The sequence below is a fragment of the Rhizobium sp. P2_G9 genome (assembly GCF_056403475.1).
In genome coordinates, this window is record NZ_JBFUFK010000061.1 from 1 (window position 1) to 22,981 (window position 22,981).

Annotated in this window: 21 protein-coding genes; 9 read left to right on the forward strand and 12 right to left on the reverse strand. The window is 60.5% G+C overall.

Annotated elements, in window-relative coordinates; all coding sequences use genetic code 11:
• Together AC1DYF_RS34945 and AC1DYF_RS34950 are read right to left on the reverse strand one after the other, a co-directional pair.
• The coding region (locus AC1DYF_RS34945; protein ID WP_477882775.1) for a carbohydrate ABC transporter permease at positions 1 to 769 on the reverse strand (769 nt) is incomplete at its 3' end.
• A 167-nt stretch (positions 770 to 936) separates the two neighbouring features.
• Entirely contained in the window at positions 937 to 2,250 is a 1,314-nt protein-coding gene (locus tag AC1DYF_RS34950) for an ABC transporter substrate-binding protein (RefSeq protein WP_477882777.1), read from the reverse strand.
• Between the two features lie 449 nt (positions 2,251 to 2,699).
• On the opposite strand from AC1DYF_RS34950, the gene AC1DYF_RS34955 reads away from it, so the two are divergent.
• Positions 2,700 to 3,746 (forward strand): GlxA family transcriptional regulator, encoded by a 1,047-nt coding sequence (locus AC1DYF_RS34955; RefSeq protein ID WP_477882779.1) that lies wholly within the window; start codon positions 2,700 to 2,702, stop codon positions 3,744 to 3,746.
• Between the two features lie 54 nt (positions 3,747 to 3,800).
• Here the strand turns inward: AC1DYF_RS34955 and AC1DYF_RS34960 are convergent, their stop codons facing one another.
• The 3 genes from AC1DYF_RS34960 to AC1DYF_RS34970 form a co-directional block, all read right to left on the reverse strand.
• Positions 3,801 to 5,129, reverse strand: a complete 1,329-nt coding sequence (locus AC1DYF_RS34960) for a GGDEF domain-containing response regulator (RefSeq protein ID WP_477882780.1) — start codon at positions 5,127 to 5,129, stop codon at positions 3,801 to 3,803.
• A 264-nt stretch (positions 5,130 to 5,393) separates the two neighbouring features.
• Positions 5,394 to 6,221 (reverse strand): response regulator, encoded by an 828-nt coding sequence (locus tag AC1DYF_RS34965; protein ID WP_477882782.1) that lies wholly within the window; start codon positions 6,219 to 6,221, stop codon positions 5,394 to 5,396.
• Between the two features lie 166 nt (positions 6,222 to 6,387).
• The gene (locus tag AC1DYF_RS34970) at positions 6,388 to 7,158 is read right to left on the reverse strand and encodes a helix-turn-helix transcriptional regulator (RefSeq protein WP_477882783.1); all 771 of its coding nucleotides are present in this window, start codon (positions 7,156 to 7,158) and stop codon (positions 6,388 to 6,390) included.
• Between the two features lie 82 nt (positions 7,159 to 7,240).
• Here AC1DYF_RS34970 and AC1DYF_RS34975 point away from each other — a divergent pair, with 82 nt between their 5' ends.
• Together AC1DYF_RS34975 and AC1DYF_RS34980 are read left to right on the forward strand one after the other, a co-directional pair.
• Positions 7,241 to 8,005, forward strand: a complete 765-nt coding sequence (locus AC1DYF_RS34975; protein WP_477882785.1) for a class I SAM-dependent methyltransferase — start codon at positions 7,241 to 7,243, stop codon at positions 8,003 to 8,005.
• On the forward strand, positions 8,002 to 8,706 hold the full coding sequence (locus tag AC1DYF_RS34980; protein ID WP_477882786.1) for an SAM-dependent methyltransferase: 705 nt from the start codon (positions 8,002 to 8,004) through the stop codon (positions 8,704 to 8,706). Before AC1DYF_RS34975 ends, AC1DYF_RS34980 begins: the two co-directional genes overlap by 4 nt.
• Before the next feature lie 5 nt (positions 8,707 to 8,711).
• Here the strand turns inward: AC1DYF_RS34980 and AC1DYF_RS34985 are convergent, their stop codons facing one another.
• Positions 8,712 to 11,303, reverse strand: coding sequence for a mechanosensitive ion channel domain-containing protein (locus tag AC1DYF_RS34985; RefSeq protein ID WP_477882788.1), 2,592 nt, complete (start codon positions 11,301 to 11,303; stop codon positions 8,712 to 8,714).
• 82 nt (positions 11,304 to 11,385) lie between these two features.
• Entirely contained in the window at positions 11,386 to 12,324 is a 939-nt protein-coding gene (locus tag AC1DYF_RS34990; RefSeq protein WP_477882790.1) for a GlxA family transcriptional regulator, read from the reverse strand.
• 103 nt (positions 12,325 to 12,427) lie between these two features.
• Between AC1DYF_RS34990 and AC1DYF_RS34995 the strand changes: the two genes are divergently transcribed.
• From AC1DYF_RS34995 to AC1DYF_RS35005, 3 genes are all read left to right on the forward strand, one after another.
• Positions 12,428 to 13,234, forward strand: coding sequence for an SDR family NAD(P)-dependent oxidoreductase (locus AC1DYF_RS34995; protein ID WP_477882792.1), 807 nt, complete (start codon positions 12,428 to 12,430; stop codon positions 13,232 to 13,234).
• A gap of 77 nt (positions 13,235 to 13,311) precedes the next feature.
• Entirely contained in the window at positions 13,312 to 14,637 is a 1,326-nt protein-coding gene (locus AC1DYF_RS35000) for a M10 family metallopeptidase C-terminal domain-containing protein (RefSeq protein WP_477882793.1), read from the forward strand.
• 27 nt (positions 14,638 to 14,664) lie between these two features.
• On the forward strand, positions 14,665 to 15,093 hold the full coding sequence (locus AC1DYF_RS35005) for a cupin domain-containing protein (protein WP_477882794.1): 429 nt from the start codon (positions 14,665 to 14,667) through the stop codon (positions 15,091 to 15,093).
• Between the two features lie 15 nt (positions 15,094 to 15,108).
• Here AC1DYF_RS35005 and AC1DYF_RS35010 read toward each other — a convergent pair whose 3' ends face one another.
• Both AC1DYF_RS35010 and AC1DYF_RS35015 read right to left on the reverse strand, forming a co-directional pair.
• Positions 15,109 to 15,306, reverse strand: a complete 198-nt coding sequence (locus AC1DYF_RS35010; RefSeq protein WP_477882796.1) for a hypothetical protein — start codon at positions 15,304 to 15,306, stop codon at positions 15,109 to 15,111.
• Positions 15,307 to 15,385: 79 nt separating this feature from the next.
• The gene (locus AC1DYF_RS35015) at positions 15,386 to 15,679 is read right to left on the reverse strand and encodes a hypothetical protein (RefSeq protein ID WP_477882797.1); all 294 of its coding nucleotides are present in this window, start codon (positions 15,677 to 15,679) and stop codon (positions 15,386 to 15,388) included.
• A gap of 642 nt (positions 15,680 to 16,321) precedes the next feature.
• Here AC1DYF_RS35015 and AC1DYF_RS35020 point away from each other — a divergent pair.
• Positions 16,322 to 16,651: a hypothetical protein gene (locus AC1DYF_RS35020; protein WP_477882799.1), complete on the forward strand. Its 330-nt coding sequence runs from the start codon at positions 16,322 to 16,324 to the stop codon at positions 16,649 to 16,651.
• A gap of 107 nt (positions 16,652 to 16,758) precedes the next feature.
• Here AC1DYF_RS35020 and AC1DYF_RS35025 read toward each other — a convergent pair whose 3' ends face one another.
• Together AC1DYF_RS35025 and AC1DYF_RS35030 are read right to left on the reverse strand one after the other, a co-directional pair.
• Positions 16,759 to 17,466 carry a response regulator gene (locus tag AC1DYF_RS35025; RefSeq protein ID WP_477882801.1) on the reverse strand — a complete coding sequence of 236 codons (708 nt, stop codon included), beginning with the start codon at positions 17,464 to 17,466 and terminating at the stop codon, positions 16,759 to 16,761.
• Positions 17,466 to 21,035: a PAS domain S-box protein gene (locus AC1DYF_RS35030; protein ID WP_477882803.1), complete on the reverse strand. Its 3,570-nt coding sequence runs from the start codon at positions 21,033 to 21,035 to the stop codon at positions 17,466 to 17,468. The genes AC1DYF_RS35025 and AC1DYF_RS35030 overlap by 1 nt, the downstream gene beginning before the upstream one ends.
• A 226-nt stretch (positions 21,036 to 21,261) precedes the next feature.
• On the opposite strand from AC1DYF_RS35030, the gene AC1DYF_RS35035 reads away from it, so the two are divergent.
• Positions 21,262 to 21,951: a response regulator gene (locus AC1DYF_RS35035; RefSeq protein ID WP_477882805.1), complete on the forward strand. Its 690-nt coding sequence runs from the start codon at positions 21,262 to 21,264 to the stop codon at positions 21,949 to 21,951.
• Here AC1DYF_RS35035 and AC1DYF_RS35040 read toward each other — a convergent pair.
• Positions 21,946 to 22,443, reverse strand: a complete 498-nt coding sequence (locus AC1DYF_RS35040; RefSeq protein WP_477882806.1) for a cupin — start codon at positions 22,441 to 22,443, stop codon at positions 21,946 to 21,948. The two genes, AC1DYF_RS35035 and AC1DYF_RS35040, sit on opposite strands and share 6 nt — an antisense overlap.
• A gap of 160 nt (positions 22,444 to 22,603) precedes the next feature.
• On the opposite strand from AC1DYF_RS35040, the gene AC1DYF_RS35045 reads away from it, so the two are divergent.
• A complete protein-coding gene (locus AC1DYF_RS35045) occupies positions 22,604 to 22,870 on the forward strand; it encodes a sulfur globule protein precursor (protein WP_477882808.1) in 267 nt (88 codons plus the stop codon).
• Positions 22,871 to 22,981: the final 111 nt, after the last annotated feature.

Below are 22,981 nucleotides of genomic sequence, written 5' to 3' on the forward strand. Positions count from 1 at the left end.
CAGCGCCCAGCGCCTTCTGGTAGACGAGGAACGGCAGGTTGGTCGAGGCATAGCCGGGGCCGCCATTGGTGGTGACCAGGATTTCCGCGTAGACGCTGAGCAGGAAGATCGTCTGGATGAGAACGACGACCGTGGTCGCACGCGCCAGATGCGGGACGACGAGGTAGATGAAGCGGTTGAAGAAATTGGCGCCGTCCATCTCCGCCGCTTCCTTCTGCTCGCCATCGAGCGATTGCAGCGCGGTGAGCAGGATCAAGGTCGCGAAGGGCAGCCATTGCCAGGCGACAATGATGATGACGGAGAGCAGCGGGTATTGCCCGAACCAGTCGATCGGACTGAAGCCGAGCGCACGGGCGAGATCGGCGAATACCCCATATTGGGCATGCATGATCATGTTCTTCCACACCAGTGCCGCGACCGGCGGCATGACGAAGAAGGGCGAGATCACCAGGATGCGGACAATGCCCTGGCCCCAGATCGGCTGGTCAAGCAGCAATGCGAGCGCGATGCCGCCGATAATGGTGATCAGCAAAACGCCAACGACGATCTGCAACGTGTTGAGGATGGCCCACAGGAAAGCCGGGTTGTGCAGGAACAGCAGGTAGTTGGAAAATCCGACGAAACCGTCGCGGATCGGATTGAGCGGGTTATATTGCTGGAACGAGAACCACAGCGTCAGCGCCAAGGGTATCGCCATCCAGACGAAGAGTAGGATCACCGACGGCGCCAGCATTGCGCGGGCAAGCGTCCGGGTTTGTTGCGTGGCCATTCCTATCCCTCCCATTTAGCGGTCCTGTTCAAGAGCCCGCAAGCGGGAGAGACAACACCAGCCTACTTCTTCCTTGTTCGAACGTATTCTGACGGAAGATGTCGCATCAGAAATTTCAAAAGAGGCCGCCCGACCGGAGTCGGGCAGCCAACGCGCCTTGGGAGACGTTACTTTATGTAGCCGCCTTCGGTCATGGTGGCGGTGGCGGCTTCCTGAGCCTGCTTGAGTGCGTCGTCGACGCTCATCTGGCCGGCAAGAGCGGCGGAGAAGAGCTGGCCAACAGTGGTGCCGAGACCCTGGAATTCCGGGATCGCGACGAACTGAATACCGACATAGGGAACCGGCTTGACCGTCGGCTTGGTCGGGTCGGCGGAGTTGATGCTGTCGAGCGTCATCTTCGCGAACGGCGCCGCCTTCTGGTAGTCCGGGTTCTCATAGAGAGAGGTACGCGTGCCGGGAGGAACATTGGCCCAGCCATCAGTGGTCGCGACGAGGTCTGTGTAGTCCTTCGAGGTTGCCCAGGCGATAAACTTTTGCGCCGCATCAGACTTCGTGGAAGATGCTGGAACTGCGAGCGACCATGCCCAGAGCCAGTTGCCGCGCTTGCCCAGGCCGTTGTCAGGCGCCAGCGCATAACCAACCTTGTCGGCGACAACCGATGCTCTGGCGTCGGAAACGAAGGAAGCAGCGACCGTGGCGTCGATCCACATGCCGCACTTGCCCTGCTGGAACAGCGCCAGGTTTTCGTTGAAACCGTTGGACGAAGCGCCTTCCGGGCCGGCGTCCTTCATCAGATGGACATAGGTTTCGAGCGTCTTCTTCCATTCCGGCTGATCGAACTGCGGATGCCACTTTTCGTCGAACCAACGGGCGCCGAAGGAGTTGGACATGGCGGTCAGGAAGGCCATGTTCTCGCCCCAGCCGGCCTTGCCACGCAGGCAGATGCCGTTGATGCCAGCGGCACGATCGGTCATCTTGCGGGCCGCCTGGCCGATGAAGTCCCAGGTGGGCGCATCAGGCATTTTCAGCCCCGCCTTGTCCATCAGGTCCTTGCGGTACATCACCATCGAGCTTTCGCCATAGAACGGGGCAGCGTAGAGCTTGCCGTCAGCGGTAAGACCGCTCCGGATCGCCGGCAGGAGGTCATCGATGTCATAATCGGCGCCAAGCTTGTCGAGCGGCTTCAGCCAACCTTGCTTGGCCCAGATCGGAACCTCATAGGTGCCGATGGTCATGATGTCATACTGGCCGCCCTTGGTGGCGATGTCGGTGGTAACGCGTTGACGCAGGACGTTTTCTTCAAGCGTTACCCATTCGACCTGAATATCGGGATTCTTCGACGTGAAATCGCCCGTCAATGCCTGCATCCGGATCATGTCGCCGTTGTTGACCGTTGCAATCGTCAGCGTTTCACCGAAAACAGTCGAACTCAGTGCAGCCGAAAGAAAGACGCCGAGCGCGCCTGCCAAACAAAATCTCATTTAATCCTCCCAGGATGAACTTACCCCGAAATGCCAGACATTTCTCCAAAGGCAAGCCTAGGGACACGATAGCCAGCCCCCTGGCGGTCGCTAGCGCCGGATTCGCCAAAAATTGATACTTTTATGTTGGAAGATGAATAGGTGAGATCTATTTGGTTCGCATTTATATCAGAATGACGGTGCGGTCGCCTTGGGTAGATTTGCTCTCGCCGCTTGGCCGCGCGGTCGACGCGGCCAGCCCAAATCTCACCTTTAAATTGCAATTAATTCCGACATCCTTTGTTCGCACACGCAGAGTTTGCCCTAAAATTTACCGTCGAGTAAAATATGGTCATCTGAACTACAAACTTTTATTGCTTGGCGCAAAATAGCCCATACATGTCGCTAATGCGCAATGCATTGATGGCGCATTTAGACCACTTTGTTGATACGCGACATAAGGAGTGACCATGCGGCCTGAGAGCTACCCCGTTTCCAAGAAGCCGGCCGCTGCCAAGCGGACGATCGTCTTTTTCCTCGTCCCCAACTTCACCATGCTGCCTTTTTCGGCCGCGGTCGAGACCCTGCGTATCGCCAACCGCATGCTGGGCTACGAGGCCTATCAGTGGCGTATCGCCACCGCCGACGGCCAGAAGGTCTATTCCTCCTCCGGCATCGGACTGGAAGCCAAGACGTCGCTTTTGGACGAGCGCAAGAACCTTACCGGCGAACATCGCCCCAATATGGTGCTCGTCTGTTCGGGCATCTATGTCGAGGAATTCCGCAACAAATCGGTCAATGCCTATCTGCGTGAGGTCTATAATCGCGGCATTGCTGTCGGCAGCCTCTGTACCGGCGCCCATGTTCTGGCGCAGGCAGGCCTCCTGAACGGCAAACGCTGCGCCATCCACTGGGAGAACCTGCCGGGTTTTGCCGAAGCCTTCCCGCAGGCCGACGTCCATGCCGACCTCTTCGAAATCGACGGCAACATCTATACCTGCGCCGGCGGCACGGCATCGCTCGACATGGTGCTCTATTTCATCCGCCAGGATTTCGGCGACAATCTCGTCAACCGGGTCTGCGAACAGCACCTGACCGACCGCGTCCGCTCGGCCAGCGATCGGCAGCGGCTGCCGCTCCGCGCCCGGCTCGGCGTGCAGAACTCCAAGGTTCTGTCGATCATCGAAATCATGGAGAACAACCTTGCCGAACCGCTGTCGCTGGTCGACATCGCTGACAAGGCCGGCCTGTCGCGCCGCCAGATCGAACGCCTGTTCCGCCAGGAAATGGGCCGCTCGCCGGCTCGCTACTATCTCGAAATCCGCCTCGACCGCGCCCGGCACCTGCTGGTGCAGTCGTCCATGCCGGTCGTCGAAGTGGCGGTCGCCTGCGGCTTCGTCTCGGCCTCGCATTTCTCCAAATGCTATCGTGAACTCTACGGCCGCTCACCGCAGCAGGAACGCGCCGATCGCAAGCAGCTTGCGACCATGCCGAGCGTCAACGGCGCGGTGATGTGATCTACGCAAATTGCTGAACGACGGGCCTGTTCGGAGAAATCCTGGCAGGCTTTTTTATGACGCCTGGATCTTCGTGACCTGATAGTCCGAGAACACCCGGTTGCGGCCGGAATGCTTGGCCAGATAGAGATATTGGTCGGCGGCGTTGAGATAATTGTCGAACGTCTCCGAGCCGGAAATAGTGGCAAGCCCCATCGAGATCGTCACCGAAATATCCTCGTCGTCGACGACGATGCGGACCTTGGAAATCTCCGAGCGGATATGGTCGCAATATTCGAAGGCGGCCTCGATATCGATGCCTGAGAACAGGATGCCGAATTCCTCGCCGCCGATGCGCGCGATCAGATGCTGTTTCTCGCCGACGAGCAGGCTGAGCTTCTTGGCAACCGCCTTCAGCACGACGTCGCCGATCTCATGGCCATAGGTATCGTTGAGTTTCTTGAAATGGTCGATATCCATCAGCGCCATCGACGTCGGCAGACCCTGCCTCAGGCACATCTGCACGAGCTTGGGACCGCGATCGAAGAAGTAACGCCGGTTGACCAAGTCTGTCAGATAGTCCCGCGAGGCCATGCGCTGCAGGACCTGGATCTGCTTGTGCAGCGCCATGGTGTGGCGCAGCCGCCCCGCGAGGTCGTCCGAGCTGATCGGCAAATGAAAGAAATCGTCACCGCCGGCATCCAGGAACCGCGCCACGTCGTCGCGCCCGATCACCGAGGAATAACCGATCATCCGGATTCCCTCCTCGCCATAGCGCTCCTGCATCAGCCTCAGGAAGGCGTGGTCGTTGCGCGCAGCGATCTCGGCGCGGATCAGCACCAACTCGATGCCGCGGATACGATCCAGTACGGCGAGCGCTTCCTGCTCATTGGCAACTGCCACCGGATGAAAATTGCATTCGTCGAGAAGACCGGAAAGACCGCAGGTCTCCACCTCCGGATCGAGCAGCAGGAACTCGGCCGCGTCCGCCGACAATCGGCGATCCACGGCCTCGATGAGATGATCAATCGAATGGATCGAACTCTTGGCGACATAGTCCGAGACGTTCTTGGCGAGCACCTGTTCGCGCTTGGCATCGCTGCTGATGCCCGAGAACACGACCGTGGCGATATTGTGGGCGATGACATAGTCCAGCGCCTCGCCGTTCGGCGCGTCCGGCTGACAGAGATCGAGGATGGCGAGCGCAAAATCCCCTTCGGCAATGTCGAGTGCACACTTGAGCGCCGCGAAGGTCGCGCAATGCGTCACTTTCACGCCGAACTGGCTCTCCAGGCGATCACGAATGGCGATGGAATAGAAACGCGTGTCTTCGACCAGCAAAACCTGCCGCCCCTCATGCTTCTTGGGCATGGATGGTTTGCCGATCGCATCGCGAAGAGCCACGCTAACCTACTCCCACGTAGAATTCCGTCTGTTCCGCTAGAGATATTCGGGATGCGCTTACCGCACGGTTGAGCGGATTAGACCGCTTCGTGCTTGCAGCACAGTGGCTTTTTCTTGAGGGCACAAGATATTCCTGGGCCGCTTGCCAAACCATTAATGCAACTCAAAAATTGCATCAAAATCATGCATATAAGTTGTAACCAATTTTTCAACATTAGTTGCTAGCGCAGCCGAATCGACATCGCACCACTATTGAAAAACCGGTTATTTCCTCTGCTTCGCAAGCAAAAGCCGCATTTGCGACAGCGTGTCCAGGTTCTGGTTGACGCGGCAGTAGAACTCCTCGTCGATGAACGGCCGCATCATGAAGTCGTTGCCGCCGGCCTTGAGGAACCGCGCCGAAAGCAGGCGGTCCGTCGACGACGATACACCGATGATTCTGAGCTGGTGTGAGCCGATATGAGCGCGAATGCGGCGCGTCAGTTCGAAACCATCGATATCCGGCATATTGTAGTCGGTGATCATCAGCGAGATGTCCCGATTGGCCTTCATGATATCGAGCGCCTGCTGGCCGCTTTCTGCGGCAGAAACCTTGAAATTGTAGCGCTTGAGGCGCGTGGTCAAGAGCGCACGCGCCGTCTGGCTGTCGTCGACGATCAGCACATGGTGGGTGTGATTGGTCAGGAAGCGGCAGACGGCTTCGACCAGCATGTCGACGGCAAAGACGCTATCCTTGAGGATATAGTCGACGATCTGGTTGGAGAGGAGCTTGTCGCGCGTCGAATCCTGCAATGTGCCGGTGAAGACGATGGTCGGGATCGCCACGTCGACCAGGTAGTTGAGCGCCTCGCCCGATTCGGCGCCTGGCAGATTCATGTTGGAGATGGCGAGCCGGATCGGCACATCCGATTTTTCGTTGGCCTGCTGAATCTCTTCGAAATCACGGCAGATTTCGACGTCGATTTCCAGAAGTTCCTTCATCCGCTGGCGGATCATCGAAGCGAAGACATTGGAATCCTCGGCGACGATAATCCGATTGTTCTTCAGCGACGCACCGGAATAGTGCATGCCGGAAACACCCAAGAAATCCATTTGGCCAGCCTTGTTGTGAAAAATTACCCCGGTAGCAGATTATGGGACAGGCTTTGAGGAAAGGTTAAGCACGCTTCCCTAAAAATGGGGACAGGACGAAAAAACGTCTCCCGCGCCGTAGCCTAGCCGGGGGATTTCCGATCCGGCTGGAATTAGAGCGTGTCGCCTAGGCCGGAATCAGCAATACCAGCTTGTGGTCCGCTCGGTCCGTCGGTCGATATGTATGCTGGACGAAAGCCAGTTCGCCGTGGAGAGGGTGGCTAAAGGTCCGCACGCCGCCTTCCCGGTCGAGCACCGCCTGCTCCTTCCAGATCACTGCAAACAGCGGGCTTTCGCGCCTGAGCGCATCGAGCATGGCGTTCATCTGCGGATCGTTGAAGCTATGGCTGTAGTCGGCGCGGAATTCTGCCAGCACCCGGCGCGCGCGATCCTCCCAGGCCCTGATGAGAGCCCGGGCTGCCGGCTCGAGGAAGATGAAGCGCAAGAGATTCCGCTGGCAGCCGTGGCTCAGCCAGCCGGTGAAGAGACTTTCCGCGGCTTCGTTCCAACAACATGCGTTCCAGAAGCGATCGAGCCCATAGGCCGGATGGTCGACCGCATCGACCATCGCCCTGAGCGAGGCCGGCGCATCCTCGATATCCTCATGCGTTTCGCCCTCGGGATCACGGCGCCCGGCCAGTTCGAAAAGATAGGCACGCTCCGCCCGCGTCAGCCTGAGCGCCACTGCGAGCCGGCCAAGCGCGTGCGGCGAGGCCTGCACCTCGCGCGCCTGCTCGATCCAGGCGCACCACGTGGCGCTGATGCCGGCACGCGCGGCCAATTCCTCGCGGCGCAGCCCCGGTGTGCGCCGCCGTCCGGCCGGCTGTTCCGGCGCCAGCCGCTCGCGATGGGCGCGGACGAATTCGCCCAGCAATTTTCTCTGATCATCATCCAGCATGGAAGCAAATATAACAGGATAAGCTGTCATCTTGTAACAGAATACTTTTCAGGCATGGTGCACGTCAACCAAGGAGAACACCATGCAGACCGTCCACGACAAAAACGTCCAGAACCAGTTCGGCCCGCGCGCCAATGCCTATGTCGAAAGCGCTGTCCATTCACAGGGCCAGGATCTGATAGACCTCGCCGAACTGACGAAGGGGCACGCACCGCAACATGCCATCGACCTGGGCTGTGGCGGCGGCCATGTCGCCTATACGATGGCGCCGCATGCCGCGCGCGTCACGGCCGCCGATCTCTCCGCCGACATGCTGGCCGCCGTTGCTGCCACGGCGAAGTCGAAGGGCCTCGACAATATCGAGACGGTGCGCACGCCGGCGGAAAAGCTGCCATTTGCCGATGCGGCTTTCGATTTCCTCGGCTGTCGCTATTCCGCGCATCACTGGCAGGACGTCGAAGCCGGCCTGCGCGAGGCGCGCCGCGTGTTGAAAGCGGGCTCGCCGGCTGTCTTCATCGATTGCTATTCGCCCGGGCGGCCATTGCTCGACACCCATCTGCAAGCACTCGAACTGTTGCGCGACACGTCGCATGTCCGCGATTATTCGTTCTCCGAATGGACGAACATGCTGTTCCATGCCGGTTTCGGCATCTCCGCGGTCCGGACGTTTCGGCTGAGGATGCAGTTCGAGGTCTGGACAAAGCGCATGGCAACACCGCCCCACTATGTCCAGGCGCTGCTGGCGCTGCAGGCCGGAGCACCGGCAGAGGTCAAGGCGCATTTCGACATCGAGCCGGATGGCTCGTTCTTCCTCGATATGCTGATGGTCGAGGCGGTGGCCAAATGACCACCGCCTCCGCGGCAAAATTCGATGCGTCCCGGGCTGGCGAATATGCAATGCAGAGCCGCATCGCGCTGGCCGGCTACGACGCCTGCCACGAGGTCGCCGCCTGCCTGCTGTCAGCCACGCTCGGCCACGGCGGCAGCGCGAATATCCTGGTCGCTGGTGCTGGCGGTACAGCCCAGGAAATCCTCGCCGCGGCCCGTCTGCAGGACAATTGGCGCTTCACCGCCGTTGACCCCTCGCCGTCGATGATGGACCTGGCACGTGCAAGCGTAACCGATGCCGGCCTCGCCGGCCGCGTCGATTTTCACCTGTCGACCGTCGATGAACTGCCCAAGGGACCGGCATTCGACGCGGCAACCCTGATCGGCGTCCTGCACCATGTTCCGGGCCGGGATCAGAAGGCGGCACTGCTGCGTTCCATTGCCAGGCGGATGAAGCCTGGCGCGCCGCTGATCCTTGCGGGCAATCGGAACGCCTATGCGAGCAAGCCGCTCTTCCTCGCCGCCTGGGGCGAGCGCTGGCGGATGCATGATGCCAGCGATGCCGAAGTGTCGGCGAAACTCGGCAAGATCCTGCAAGGCGCCGATCCGCCTGCCTCAGATGCCGTTATCGCAGAACTCCTCTCGGAAGCCGGCTTCAATGCGCCGGACCAGTTCTTCTCCAGCCTGTTCTGGGGCGGCTGGATCGCGTTCAGGATCTGACGTCGCTAGCGAGTGTCATCGTCGCCGTCGCCATCCCGATCATCTTCGTAACGGTCATGCGAATGGCGATTGTCCTCGACGGCATCGATATCGCGCGCATGGCTTTCAGCCTGCTTGCGGCGGCGGTCGAGTTCCTCCTTGCTCTTCTGGCTTCCACCGTTCAACGATGCTCCCCGCTTCCGTGTTTCGGAAAAGGCAGGCTCGTCCTCCGACGAATAGAGATGAATGGTCTGTTGCGGATAGGGCATCAATATCCCCTCCTCGCGGAACCGCTCCAAAATCTCGATACGGATCTGGTTCTTGACGCCCATTCCGGTGAACAGGTCGGCGAGGTAAAAGCGCAGTTCGAAATCCAGTGCCGACTCGCCGAAGCGGACGAATTCGACATGCGGCTCCGGCATGGTCAGCACCAGCGGCTGCCGCGTGGCGATCTCCATCAATATGTCCATCACGTGCCGCGGATCTGCATCATAGGAGACACTGACCGGGATTTCCGAGCGTCCGAGCTTGTTGCGCAGCGTCCAGTTGCCGACCGAAGCATTGATGAGCTGCGAATTCGGCACGATGACGGACTGGTTGCGGAATGTCTCGATCTCCGTCGCGCGCACGGAGATGCGGCGGACAAAGCCCTCGACCGGCCCGTTGACGATCCAGTCACCCACCCGGAACGGCCGCTCTATCAGAAGGATCAGGCCGGAGACGAAGTTCTGCACGATCGTCTGCAGGCCGAAACCGATGCCCAGCGAGAGCGCGCCGGCCACCAGCGCCAGGCTGGAAAGGTTGATCCCCGCCGCCGAAATGCCGAACAGCCCGGCTATGCAAATGCCGGCATAACCAAGCACTGTGCTGACCGAATTGCGCACGCCGATATCGACCTGCGACCGGGCCATGACAGTGCCGTCGAGCCAGGACTGGAACCAGCGCGTGGCGAAATAGCCGCCGAGGAAAACCAGGATGCCGGCGACGATGCCGAGCAGCGAAATCGAGATATTGCCGATGTGGATTTCCGTGAACAGCTGGATGAAGATCGCCCAGATATCCGGGGCGCGAAAACCCCATTTCAGCATGATGGTCGGAATGCCGAACAGGCAGACGACGACATAGATGACCAGCCCCGCAACGAGACCGAGCTGGTCGAGCCGGATCGCACTGAGATCATGGCGCTTCTGCAGGTAGCGGCCGGTCAGCGTCTTGGCGAAGGCATCCGGTCGCGAAATCGCCTGGCCGGAGCGATAGCCGATATAGATCATCACCAGCACGGCGCCCGTTACGACGATCTGCGATGCCGCGAACTGGGCTAGTCCGATATAGCCGAACAATGATGTCAGGATCAGTCCGATGCTCATCAGGATCAGGAGATAGCGGATCGGTTTCGGCCATGCGCCATGACCACCCTCGCCGACCTCCATTGGCCGCACGAAGGCGAGGAGCAAGAGGATCGCGCCGATCAGAATCGACGAAACAAACCCCTCCGCCACCGTCAGCACGACGGGTGCATCGAGCGCCACATTGATCTGATCGCCGATATAGGCGAGGCCGTTGGCAAGCGCCAGCAGCATGCAATAGCCGACAAGCATGCGCGCGCCGTGATCCGACACACTGACCAGCCGCCATTGCGGCCGCTTCGGCGCAAGGATCGCATGGGAAAGCCGCCAGACGAAATAGAGCCCTACGATCGTCCATAGGACGGACCGGACGATGTCGATGAAATCGATCCTGAGCACTTTGAACCCGGCGAGCGTGATCAGGCTTATGAGCACGAACAGACCCGCTGCCAGCGTCGGGATCAATGTCGACCAGAAGGCAGCCACCAGACGGAAGGTGAAGGTCGGCTGCCCGAGAGTGGGATCGCGCTGGGTGAAGGGGCGAAACATTCGGCGGACAAGGCCAATGATGAGGAGCGCCTCGAGGATGATCAGCCCGAGCGCGATCAGAAAGCCTTGCCGCTTGAATTTCCAGGTGAAGTCGAACGTGCCATCAACGCTGGACCAGAACTTTCGCTTGAGCTCTCCCCACCCATCGGCCGTGTCTTCAAGCAACTGCCCATTGACCTCGGTGTAGCGCAACAGCGTCTCGGCGAAGAGTTTCCGCCGGAGATCGGTGATGTGCCCCGACAGATCGGTCGCCTGTTTGTCGAGCACATCGGCGTCCGACAGGATTCCGTTCATCTGCCCCTGTTCGCCCTGCAGACGCTTGCGGTCGCCGGCAGTCGCCGCACTTTCCGGCGGCTGGCCGGCGGCAGGCGGATTGCCCAACTGCTCCAGGCGGCCGACAACAAGATTGTAGCGGTTCTGGAGTTCGGCCTTGGCATCGGAAATGGCCTTGGCGACCGCGTCGACCTGCAGCTTGAACTGGGCGAGATCATTGTCGGTCACTGTTGCTTCACCGACACTTTTGCGCAGTGAATTCAACGCTTGAGCCGCCTTTTCCAGCGCCGCTTTCGCGTCCTGCTGCAGCGACTGCACAGCCTGCTTCACGGCATCCTGGGTCTGCGGCTGCTGCGTCGCATCCGTCGCCTGTTCTGCGGCGATCGCGGGAGCGCCGAGCAGCAAGCCGGTCAATACCAGCGCTTTCAGGAAAATGCGGATGGCCTGCAAAACCTCACCTCATGCTGTCGCGCCCCGTAAATGAAATAAAACGACGGCATAGGGCAAGCAAAAATCGTTGCTCAGAGCTTACTTATGCTTCCATCCTGACGTCGCGGCGCATCGCTTGCGGCGATCTGCCGAAGGCGCGCAGGAACGCCTGGCGCATGCGTTCCCGGTCGGCGAAGCCGGTTTCGCGCGCAATGATGTCGAGCGAATGGCGGCCATGCTCCATCATCACGCGGGCCGCCTCGACCCTCAGATTCTCGACCGCCTTGGCCGGCGACTGGCCGGTTTCGGCGTGGAAGGCGCGGCTGAACTGGCGCGGGCTGAGATGCGCCACCTCCGCCAGTTCCTCGACGCTGAGGGGGGCGGCGAGATTACGGCGCGCATAGGTCAGCACGTTCTGAATCCGGTCGGACTTGGCATCCAGATCGAGCAGCGTCGAATGCTGCGACTGGCCACCGGCGCGCCGGTGATAGAGCACCAGCTTGCGGGCCGTGGAGCGGGCGATCTCCTGGCCCAGATCGTCCTCCACCAAGCCGAGCGCCAGATCGATGCCGGCGCTGGCGCCGGCCGACGTCCAGACAGAGCCGTCGGTGATGAAGATCCGGTCGTCCTCGACCCGGACATCCGGAAAGCGCGCCTTGAGGTCGCGGGCATAGAGCCAGTGCGTGGTCGCCTTGCGGTGATCGAGCACGCCTGCTTCCGCCAGCACGAAGGCGCCGGTGCAGATCGACGCAATGCGCCGCGCGGTGTCGGCCGAGCGGCGGGCATAGGAAACCAGTTCCGGCGTCGAGCGCGACGGCTTGAGGCCGCCGGTGAAGATCATTGTATCGAAGGTCCGGTCATCGATCGGCCTGGTTTCGACCGGCACGCCGATCGAGCTTAGAACCGGACCGCCCTTTTCCGAAAAGACTTCTACGGCGTAACAGGGTTCATCGACCGTAACATTGGCGAACTCGAAAACTGCAAGAGCGGCGAAGCTCATCATCTGGAAGCCCGGCGCGACAACGAAGGCGACTGACAGCATCTTCCATCTCCATGTCCTAAATCATCGTATATATGACATTTGAGACAAGCCGCTTCAAGATTATTCTCCGGTCATCGCAACAGTGAAACACGGAGATTTCATCATGTCACATCTCGGAACCGCCCTCGTCACAGGCGCCTCCTCGGGCATCGGCGCCGTCTATGCCGACCGGCTCGCCCGCCGCGGCTATGACCTGATCCTCGTCGCCCGCAATGCCAGCCGCCTGTCGGAGCTTGCCGATCGGCTTGCCCGTGAAACCGGCCGCGGGATCGAAACGCTCAGCGCCGACCTTGCCGACAGAAACGATCTTGCACGTGTCGAAAAAAGATTACGGACCGACGACAGCATCACCATGCTGGTCAACAATGCCGGCGTCGGCTCATCGACCCCGCTTGTCAATGCCGATATAGAAAAGATGAGCGACATGATTTCGCTCAACGTCAATGCCTTGACCCGCCTGACCTATGCCGCCGCGCCCGCCTTTGTCGCCCGTGGCAAGGGCACCATCGTCAACATCGCCTCTATCGTCGCCGTCGCGCCGGAACTTCTCAACGGCGTCTACGGCGGCTCCAAGGCTTTTGTGCTGGCCTTCAGCCAGTCGCTGCAGCACGAACTGGCAGACAAGGGCGTGCGTGTGCAGGTGGTGATGCCGGGCGCCACCGCGACGGAATTCTGGGGCATTGCCGGCACGCCGGTCGAGCATCTGCCGCAGGAAATCGTCATGACCGCCGAAGACATGGTCGACGCGGCTCTGGCCGGCCTGGATCTGGGCGAATTCGCCACCGTCCCTTCCCTGCCGGAAGACGCCGACTGGCAGGCCTTCGAGGCAGCCCGCAAGGCGCTCGGCCCAGGCCTGTCGCGCACCACGCCGGCCGCCCGCTATCATATTGACCGGAAGTCGGCGGCATAAGGCAAAATCTGAGGCTCGTATTCAAACCCCTGTTTACTCTTTGAAACTAGCATGGCCGCTGACGGACAGAGGCGGCCATGCTGAACTGGAAGATCATTTCCGATCACGATGCCTATAACGAAGAGCGCTTCGCCCTGCTCAAGCTGCTCGAAGGCTCGACGACAAAACCCTATGTCGATGGCGTCGGCGATGCCACCATCGGCATCGGCTTCAATCTCGTCTACAATCTCGATCCGGTGTTGCGCATCATGGTCGGCGACAGGCACTGGAGCCAGACGCTCGAAGACCGGCTGGCGACACAGATCGACAGGAGTTATGCGCCCGACCAAAGCGCGGTGCTGATCGCCAACCTGAACGCGGTGATGCAGGACTGGCACGATCATCACGACAGCAAGGTGCCGATCACCTTCGCCTTCTCAGGCGACGCCGCGATCGCCAAGGCGCTGGATGCGCTCGATGATTATTATGACGGCCGCATCGACGCCTGGATCCCGGACATTCCGGAGTCCTCCGAGCGCGCGGCCCTCTTCTCGCTCACCTGGAATGCGCCCAGCATGCTGGGCCCGAAACTGCAGGCCGCGATCGAAAACGGCGACCGTGCCGAGGCTTGGTACGAAATCCGCTACAATTCGCTCTCCAGCAGCCTGCCGGCCAATCTCAAGGCGGCAATCGCCAATCGCCGCTATGTCGAGGCCGACACGTTCGGCCTCTATCATTCCGACAGCCGTGCTACCTATGCCGAAGCGCTCGATGCCGGCCGCATGCTGGCCGATCATCACCAGACGCTGCTGGCTTATGAGGCAGCCTACGATCCGCTGACAGCCGCCAGCATCAAAGGCGTGTCCACGATCGGCAGCATTTCCGGCGAACTCCAGCCAGCCATCGACGCGGTGCTGCAAAAACTCCATCTCTCCGTCGATCACCCGATCGAGGAATTGCTGGCGACAGCCCCCGCCGTCACCAGCCTCGCCGGTGAGGGCACCGCCTATGACAGCACGAAAAACGACGACGACCTTCTGCTCGGCGGCAGGCCGGGAGAAAGCCTTTCCGGCGGCGCGGGCGACGATGTGCTCATCGGCTCCAACGGTGCGGATTTCCTCAGCGGCGGCAGCGGCGCCGACATCTTCGTCTTCACCTCTGCAAAGGACAGCGGTGTCTCCGGCAAAGGCGACACGGTTTCCGACTTCGACCGGACAGACCGCCTGGAATTCGACGGCGGCACCGATTTTCAGTTGCTGTCGGCGCGCAACACCGCATTCGACGGCGAAGCCGCGGAGATCCGCTGGTTCTGGCGAAACGGCGCGACGATCGTCGAAGCTGACTATAACGGCGATGGAACGGCCGACCTGCATCTCACGCTTTCGGGAAAGCATGCCTTGAGCGCCGGCGATTTCATCCTATAGTTCGGCCCAACCATCCGGAGCCGCCGCATGACCACAGCCCAGGATCTCATCGCCGCCCTCAAACTCGAACGCCACCCCGAAGGCGGCTGGTATATCCAGACCTACCGTGATCCGCTCGGCGTCGACGGCCGGGCGCATTCCACGGCGATTTTCTACCTTCTCGAAGGCGGAGACCGCTCGCATTGGCACAGGGTGGACGCGGTGGAAATCTGGCACCACTATGCCGGTGCGCCGCTGGAGCTCAGGCTGTCGGACGACGGAAACACCATGCGCACGCTCACACTCGGCCCCGACGTGCTTGCGGGCCAGACACCCCAGGGCATCGTGCGCAAGGACGAATGGCAAAGCGCCAGGAGCCTCGGGGACTGGACATTGGTCGGCTGCACGGTGGCGCCGGGCTTTGAATTTTCAGGCTTCACCATGGCGAAGCCGGGCTGGGAACCCGGCCCGGCCTGACGAGACGCAAGCCCATCAGGCGAGATCCGGCGGCACCGGTCGCGGAATGCGGCTTTCCGGGTCGATCCGGGCGGCTTTGCCGGGATCGGCATTGGTCTTTTCTTCAATTTCACCTTCGGTCTTGGCGCCATTCGGCGCGATGCCGACCGGCGCGCCCGTTTCGGCGTCGCGCTGGACGTCGTCGAGATCGGCTTGGGGATCAGGTTTCGGCATGGCATCCTCCATCGGTTCCAACACAGCAATTGCCAGAACACGACGAAGGTTCCATGAGTGCCCGCCGAGAAGGTCCGGCTTAGCTGATAGCAACGATCCTGAGCGGTGTCGGATACGGCTCGATGCGAAGTGTATCATGGGCAAGCACGCTGACCCGGTGAAGCGGCGCCTGCTCCAGCTCCCCATCGGCGGCCTTGCGAACGGCAAAACGCATCAGCGTCAATTCGCCCCCCTCAGCCACTGCCCGGCCGATCGCCGTGACATCGTTGCCCTTGATCGTCGCGACGTCTGCGTCCGTGAGACCGACGACGATCTCATCCCGCACCGTGACGATCTTGAAAAGAGAGTTCTTCCGGGACAAATCCTCAGGCATCGTGCATCCTTCCTGCTTCGAAGTCATCAGATGGAAGACGGCTGAGCCGGCCAGAATCTTCGGGATATGCGCTTTTCCAACGCCCGGTATGGCTGCAAGCAACTGGCGTGACGCACATCTTTACAAGCGGAACGAAACACCGCCGGAAATATTCCGGCGATGCTCTCTTTCGTGTGCAGGGAATGCGAGAAATATCGCTAATTCAACAACGTTACAGAAATATGATAGTTTGATGACATTGTACTTTTCCATCGTGCGAAGAGGCCGGATTGCCGGCAGCGGCATGATGCGGCTGCCGCCAAGCCAAAAAATCGAAGTCATTTGAATAGCATACCCCAAGTTCGCCTTTCCGAAGAGAACAGCGAAGCCATTCGACCTCCAGGAGAAGGAGCCGGAAGCCAGCAACCAAAGTCGCTCAATTTGTTGGATATTTAACATTTTTAATTGATTGATATACTCAACGCGCCAATCCTGGCGTCGTACGGTAACAAAACGGCAAAACCTGTACCAATCGTTTCAATGTTTCAGTCGAAAAGTACGACTTTGTAACAGCGACATTCAAGTGAAACAAACGAACTTTAGACCTTCGCTCACGGACAAGCCAGCGCCGCCCCGCTGGCCAAATTCTCAGAGAGCAGATCGATGTTTCCCTTTTTGCGCCTTAGTGCAGTAATGGCATCAATCGTCGTTGCCTCGACGGGGTTTGGCTTCGGCCTGGGCAGCGCACTGTCTGCCAACGGAAATATTGGCAATTCCCGTTCTTTGGACGGAGCGTCAGTATCTTTTTCGGCTAAAGAAAAGAATTCTGTCGCGAAGTCCCGCGGCTTTCGTGACGTCGCGTTCAACTTTGCAACGCTGGACAGCAGCAATGTGCCGGCCGTCAATATGGCTGGACCGCGGCCGGGCATGGAGCATGTCGACCTTGGTTCATCGTGCCCGATTGCTTCATCCTGCCTGGTGGCAATGAACTAATTCGAAAACAAACAAAAATTCGAAGACAATATCGAAACATCATTGCGCCGCAGACGACAGCCAGCGTTTGTGAACATCATCACACCAAACCAGCCAACAGATCCGGATCAGCCCTCCGGCTCGAACACATAGCCCTCGCCGCGGACGGTCTTGAGCAGAGTGGGCTCCGACGGATCGGCCTCGATCTTCTTTCTCAGGCGCGCGATGCGGATATCGAGGCTGCGGTCGGCGTCGCCGAGCGGACGTCCATGCGCGAGTTCGGCCAACCGGTCGCGCGACAGAATCTGACGTGGATGGCGGGCAAAAGCTTCGAGCAAGTCGAAATCCATGCTGCTGATTTCGATCTCCGACCCTTCACGATCGAAGAACCGCCGCCCTTCAACATCAAGCACATAGGGCCCTAATGTCAGTTTCGGCCGTGTCTCGGCCGGCTTTTCCGGCGCCGGCGGCAAGCGGCGCAGCACGCTGCGCACGCGTGCCAGCAGCTCACGCACCTCGAACGGCTTTGGCAAATAGTCATCGGCGCCATTGATCAGGCCGTCGACCTTGCTGGTCTCGTCGGCATTGCCGGTGAGCATGATGATCCCCATGCGCTCGCCGGCATTCCTGAGCCGCCGGACTATGGAAAAACCGTCTTCGCCTGGAAGATTGACGTCGAGCAGGATCAGATCCGGCGAACGGACAGCGAGCAGTTTGTCGAGGGCAACACCATTCTCGGCCGGCTCGACGCTATAGCCCTGCATGGACAGATAGTCCTCGATCATGCCCCTGAGGCCCGGTTCGTCATCGACGACCACGATACTGGCTTCGGACATTATTTTACTCCTTCGGGCATTGGCGCAGTCTGCTTTTCGGTTTTCTTATCGGTTTCACGGTCCAGCATCGGCCTCAGCGCCGCGCGTAAAGCAGCAAGGTCGATCGGCTTGGTAACGACCGGCAGGTCGGTCGGGACAGCTTTGTTCTGGGCGTTGAGGGCATCGCCGGTCATGACCACGATCCTGCCCTTCAGAGCCGGCTTGGCCTTGATGATGAATGCGACCAGGCGGTCGCCATCGATGTCGGGCATGCGCAGATCGGTAAGCACCGCGTCGAATTCGCTATCGAGGACGGCCTGCTGCGCCTCGCGGCCGCTCGGCACAGCGACCACCGACACACCCTCGCCGCTCAGCACGTCGACCAGGAAGTCACCGATCGCCGTCTCGTCGTCGACGACGAGCAGCCGGCCGGAAAGGCGGAAATCGGCCTGTGCCTGCTCCTCTTCCTGCTGGGCGATCTCCGGCCCCATCGGCAGCTTGACGCGGCAGAGCGTGCCGCCGGCAGGCAGCGCATCGAGCGAGATCGTGCCCGCGTGCGCCTCGACGATCCTGAGACAGACCGAAAGGCCGATGCCTGTGCCCACCCCTTGCGGCTTGGTGGTGAAGAAAGGTTCGAAAGCGCGTTCCTTGACGGAATCCGGAATACCGGGGCCTGTATCGATAATGTCTATGACGATATCGCCCCGGCCCCGATAGCTTTTGACATTGAGCTTGCGCTCGCCTTCGATGCCGGACATTGCCTGCTGCGCATTGAGCACGACATTCATGAACACCTGGTGCAACTGGTCGGGATCGGCGAAAAAATCCGGCAGCGTCACCAGCCGCTCGCGCACCACCTTGACGCCGTTGCTCCGCAAGCCATAGGCCGCAAGTTCCAGCACGTCGTCGAGCACCGTGTCGATGGCCACGTTGCGCTTCTCGATCGGTTTCGAGCGCGCCATTGAGAGAAAGGTCTTGACGATACGGGCGCAGCGCTCGGCGGCCGAGTGCAGTTCCTTGGTGCGCCGCTTGGTGGCATCGTCCTGCGCCATTTCATGCAGCATGCCGGCATAGCCGACGACAATGGACAGCGGATTGTTGAGTTCGTGCGCCACGCCGGCGAGCAGCGAACCGAGAGCCGCGAGCTTCTCGCTTTGCTGCAGCGCGCCGCTGCGCTTTTCCAGTTCCATCTCGACCAGCTTCTGGCTCGTCTGGTCGACGGCGAACACGCCGGCGCCGGTGACCTCGCCGGTTTCCGAATGGATCGGGAAGCGGATGAACATCGAATAGAGGAACGGCGCCAGCGACGGGTGATATTGTTCTTCGATCTGCACCTCGCCTGTCGCCAGCACCTTGTCGATCGACCGGTCCATCATCGCCGCCTCGTTCGGGGGCAGGATGTCGATGGTGCGACGGCCGATGATCTCGTGCGCCGGCCGGCCAAGCCGCTTGACGGTTTCCGGATTGACGAGCGTGAAGATGCCGTTGCGATCCTTGGCCAGCATCGCCACCGGCGCATATTCGAGAAAGGCAGCCATGCGTGCCTCGCTGACGCTGAGCGCCTCCTCGGCGCGCTTGCGCTCGGTGACGTCACGGCCGATCGACTGCATTTCGGTCAGTTTGCCATTGTCATCGAAAATGCCGGTCTCGGTCCATTCCTCCCAACGGATATCGCCCAACGGCATCAGGATGTTGCGAACGACAATGGTGCTGGAAGGATTATCCGGGGTCAGCGAGGCGATGTGCGCATCATACATCGGCCTGTCTTCGGGATAGATCGAATCGAAATTGCTCTCCGGCCGGCTCAGCAAGTCTTCCAGCGTGGTGCCGAGATAGCGGCAATAGGCATCGTTGGCGAAGGTGATATGGCCGGTCGGGCTGTGACGGGAAACAAGTTCGGTCTGGGTGTTGATCACCAGACGATAGCGCGCCTCGCTCTCGCGAATCCTGAGCTCGGTCTCCTTCATCTCGGTAATATCGTGCAGCAGGATGACCTTGCCGCCGTCGGGCATCGCGCTCTGCCAGCCATCGATCCAGCGACCATCCGGCAGTTGGTATTCGGCGTCGGAATCATCGTTGAACCGGTCTAGGTCGAACAGCGCGCCGATCTTGCAGCCAACCGCGACCTCGGACTGCCTGTCCCGGGCGAGATGGGCGGCGAAGGCTTCGTTGTAGAACAGCAGCCGCCCCTCGGAATCGGCGATCGCAAAGCCGTCGTCGAGGCTCGACGTAGCGGCAAGAAAGCGCGCTTCGCTCTCCTCGAGCCGGCTCTGGTAGCGGCGGATGGTCGAGACGATGCCGGCTATGGTCAGGAAATGCGTGCGCCAGCCGGCCGGCGCGCGCGGGATCGGTGCGTCGACGCCCGCCGCCTGCAGCGTCAGATATTCGGCAAGCTGGAAGCTCGGCCGGATATAGGCCCGATGCAGCAGATAGAAGAGGCCGAAAAAGGTGGCGCCAAGCCCGATCAGGATCATCGCATAGGGTGCGAAACGCGGCAGGAGATAGGCATAAAGGTCGGATTTCGGCAGCACATAGACCAGCCGGAACGGCGACAGCGATGACGATTGGATGCGGATGAAATTGTTGCCGATCGTCTCGAAGCCGGCCGCCAGATTGCTCTCGACTTCCGGCTTGAGCAGGTTGTTCTCGGCGAGATAGGAGGCCATGCGCGGCCGGTCGCCGGCAAAGGCGCGGCCATTGACGCTCAATATGTCTCCCTGGTCGTCGATGATCGCCAGCATGCCGACCGGCTGGGTGACATGCGCAATGACGGCGTCGAAGGATTCCACCAGGATATCGCTGCCGACCACGCCATAGAAGCGGCCGTTGACATAGACCGGCGAGGCATGCGTCACCACTGGCCCGGCGCTGGCGGCATCCTCATAGACGCGCGTCCAATAATCCGCGCGTGTCGCATTCTGCTGCGGCGTGCCGAGCCGGTAGATGTCCCTGGCGAGCCACGAACCGACGAGGTCATGAATGGTCCTGATCTGCTGGTTGCCGTGCGAGCCATTGGCCACCGCCTGCAGGCTCAGCCCGGGATAGATCGCGACGAAATCGGATTGCGCCGAAATGAAATAGCTCCAATGCGAGCGCGAACCCGCCTGCCGATCGATCTGCAGCGCACCAAGCAGGTTGAGTGCGGCATCCACGGGACCAATGTCGGCACTCGGACGGGAAACCAGATCGGGAATGCCGAACAGCGTGCCGAAGGCGACATTCTTCGTCCCGGCCGTCCATTCTAGCCCCTGCACCGTGCCGGAAGGAAGATTGACGTCCACGGACGTCAATTGGCCCGCCCGCTCCTGCGAAAGTCCCGAGGAGAAGCGAATGCCGTCCTCCATCGTCAGCCGCATGCGGGCCAGTTGCTGGTCCGTCTCGGCCACCAATGTGGTCAGCATGTGATGTTGTTCGTTGGTGAGCTTATCAAGATCGCCGAGCAGTGCATCCTCTTGCCGCCGGAACTGATCGACGACGATGGCAATGATGAGAAAAGCGAGCGGCAAGGCGCAAAGCAGAAGCAGTCTCGGTGACGGGCCGATGCGAGCGCGCCCGAGCGTCACCTTGCCGTCGGCATTTCCGAAACTCATTCCCTATGACCTCGTCACAGCGCGCCCATTCTCCATCAAGCCCCTGCTTTGGAAAATATCTGGTTCATCTTACGTGAAAAATGCCGGTCCATTGTTTCACAACGATGTCGCCATTGATTTCGAAAAGTCGCGTTACAATCCAGTATTTCTCTATTTTTTGATTGCAATCAGGCACCTACGGACAATATCGTAATGCCACCGACGCGGGGAGATAGTGGACGGCGACATGGCGAATGTGATTGTGGTCGACGACGACTTGCCGCTGAGCGGGATGATCGAGGATTTCCTGTCGATGAAAGGCCATGCGGTCCGCTGCGCGCCGAGTGGCGAGGCGCTCAACGGCGAGATCGCCGCGCGCGCCGCCGACATCGTCATCCTCGACCTCAACCTTCCCGGCGAGGATGGGCTCAGCATCGCCCGACGCCTGCGCGACCATCACGATCTCGGCATTATCATGCTCACAGGAGCCTCCGACCTGATCGACCGTGTCGTCGGGCTGGAAATCGGCGCCGATGACTATATCACCAAACCGTTTTCGCTCAACGAACTGCATGCGCGCGTCGAGGCGGTGCTGCGGCGGCGGCGTCTCAATGGCGAGGACATCATTCCCTTCGGCGCCTTCTCGCTCGACCTCAAGCGCTGGAAGCTGTTTGAGCCGAACGGCGAAGAAGTCCCGCTCTTTCCGACCGAGATCGACCTGATCGCCGCCTTCGCCACGCGTGCCGGCAAGCTGCTCAGCCGTGACGATATCCTCAAACTCGCACCGGCGCATGGCTCCGACCCGATCGACCGCAGCATCGATTCACGCATCAAGCGTCTGCGCCGCAAGCTGGAGCAGAACGGCCAGAACGGCGACCTGATCGAGACGGCGCGTGGCAACGGCTATATCTACAAGGGCACCAGCCGCCTGTCATGAATGCCAGAGGCGTGTCAGCGCCCCATCCTCACCGGTAACCGGATCACTCTCAGGCAAAGCCGCGGCAGCGATCGCTTTCCGGCCCGCCTCGCCACAATCGCCGGTCTGGATATCGGCATGCTGACCGGGCGGATAAGCGCCGACCACGAGGAAATCGGCACTCGCCGAAAGCCTGCGGTGGCCGGTGCCAGCGGGCAGCACGAGGCAATCGCCGGCGGCAACCTCGATCTCGCGGCCTCTCGGTCCGCCAAGCAGCAAGCGCGCTGAGCCAGCGGCGATGCCGAGCACTTCATGCGCATGAGTGTGATAATGCTGGTAGGCGAACACGCCGTTGCGCCAAATGCCCTGCCAGCCATTGCGACGGAAGAGGTCCTCAAACAGCGCCGCCGGATCGTGGTCGTCGAGCGGCAGCGAGCGGTAGACCAGCATCGGCAGTTTCGGGTTGTTCGGCACCCATTCGCTCGGCTCGAAAAGGACAGCCTCGGGCTCCATTCCCATTCTCCTTCGTCAAATCCGCACCGATCAAAGCGCCTCCTGACGGGATTGTTCCCCTGGAAACAACGTCGGGCCGACAGATGTGCGAAAAAGGTTTCAACGCTGGAGATGACCTCCAGACCCCAAACGAAACAAACCGACCCCCAAGGAGAATATCATGAAGAAGCTCGTTCTCGGCGCTGTCGCCGCCCTCGTCGCCACTGTTGCACTGACCTCCGGCGCCGAAGCCGGTGGCTGGAAGTGGCACAATCACGGCTGGAACCATCATGGCTGGCACAATGGCTGGCACCATGGCTTCTGGGGTGGCCCGCGCTTCGTCATCCGCCCGGCTTATTACGACGATGGCTACTGCTTCGTGAAGAAGGTCCGCGAATACGACGATTACGGCAATGTCTACGTCAAGCGCGTCCGCGTCTGCAACTGATCACTGCCCGGAATGCCCTGACTATTCTTGACTACCCCTGGCCGCCCATCCTCCCCTGCCCCGGCGGTCAGGTTCTGACTTCCTCCCCGTACTTGCCCGGTCCCCACAAGG

Coding starts and splice junctions, on each gene's coding strand:
- AC1DYF_RS34950 (WP_477882777.1), bottom strand. CDS start 2,250: ATGAGATTTTGTTTGGCAGGCGCGCTCGGCGTCTTTCTTTCGGCTGCA.
- AC1DYF_RS34990 (WP_477882790.1), bottom strand. CDS start 12,324: ATGCTGTCAGTCGCCTTCGTTGTCGCGCCGGGCTTCCAGATGATGAGC.
- AC1DYF_RS35045 (WP_477882808.1), top strand. CDS start 22,604: ATGAAGAAGCTCGTTCTCGGCGCTGTCGCCGCCCTCGTCGCCACTGTT.
- AC1DYF_RS35015 (WP_477882797.1), bottom strand. CDS start 15,679: ATGCCTGAGGATTTGTCCCGGAAGAACTCTCTTTTCAAGATCGTCACG.
- AC1DYF_RS35000 (WP_477882793.1), top strand. CDS start 13,312: ATGCTGAACTGGAAGATCATTTCCGATCACGATGCCTATAACGAAGAG.
- AC1DYF_RS35020 (WP_477882799.1), top strand. CDS start 16,322: ATGTTTCCCTTTTTGCGCCTTAGTGCAGTAATGGCATCAATCGTCGTT.
- AC1DYF_RS34965 (WP_477882782.1), bottom strand. CDS start 6,221: ATGGATTTCTTGGGTGTTTCCGGCATGCACTATTCCGGTGCGTCGCTG.
- AC1DYF_RS34975 (WP_477882785.1), top strand. CDS start 7,241: ATGCAGACCGTCCACGACAAAAACGTCCAGAACCAGTTCGGCCCGCGC.
- AC1DYF_RS34995 (WP_477882792.1), top strand. CDS start 12,428: ATGTCACATCTCGGAACCGCCCTCGTCACAGGCGCCTCCTCGGGCATC.
- AC1DYF_RS35010 (WP_477882796.1), bottom strand. CDS start 15,306: ATGCCGAAACCTGATCCCCAAGCCGATCTCGACGACGTCCAGCGCGAC.
- AC1DYF_RS35040 (WP_477882806.1), bottom strand. CDS start 22,443: ATGGAGCCCGAGGCTGTCCTTTTCGAGCCGAGCGAATGGGTGCCGAAC.
- AC1DYF_RS34980 (WP_477882786.1), top strand. CDS start 8,002: ATGACCACCGCCTCCGCGGCAAAATTCGATGCGTCCCGGGCTGGCGAA.
- AC1DYF_RS35005 (WP_477882794.1), top strand. CDS start 14,665: ATGACCACAGCCCAGGATCTCATCGCCGCCCTCAAACTCGAACGCCAC.
- AC1DYF_RS34955 (WP_477882779.1), top strand. CDS start 2,700: ATGCGGCCTGAGAGCTACCCCGTTTCCAAGAAGCCGGCCGCTGCCAAG.
- AC1DYF_RS35030 (WP_477882803.1), bottom strand. CDS start 21,035: ATGAGTTTCGGAAATGCCGACGGCAAGGTGACGCTCGGGCGCGCTCGC.
- AC1DYF_RS35025 (WP_477882801.1), bottom strand. CDS start 17,466: ATGTCCGAAGCCAGTATCGTGGTCGTCGATGACGAACCGGGCCTCAGG.
- AC1DYF_RS35035 (WP_477882805.1), top strand. CDS start 21,262: ATGGCGAATGTGATTGTGGTCGACGACGACTTGCCGCTGAGCGGGATG.
- AC1DYF_RS34970 (WP_477882783.1), bottom strand. CDS start 7,158: ATGCTGGATGATGATCAGAGAAAATTGCTGGGCGAATTCGTCCGCGCC.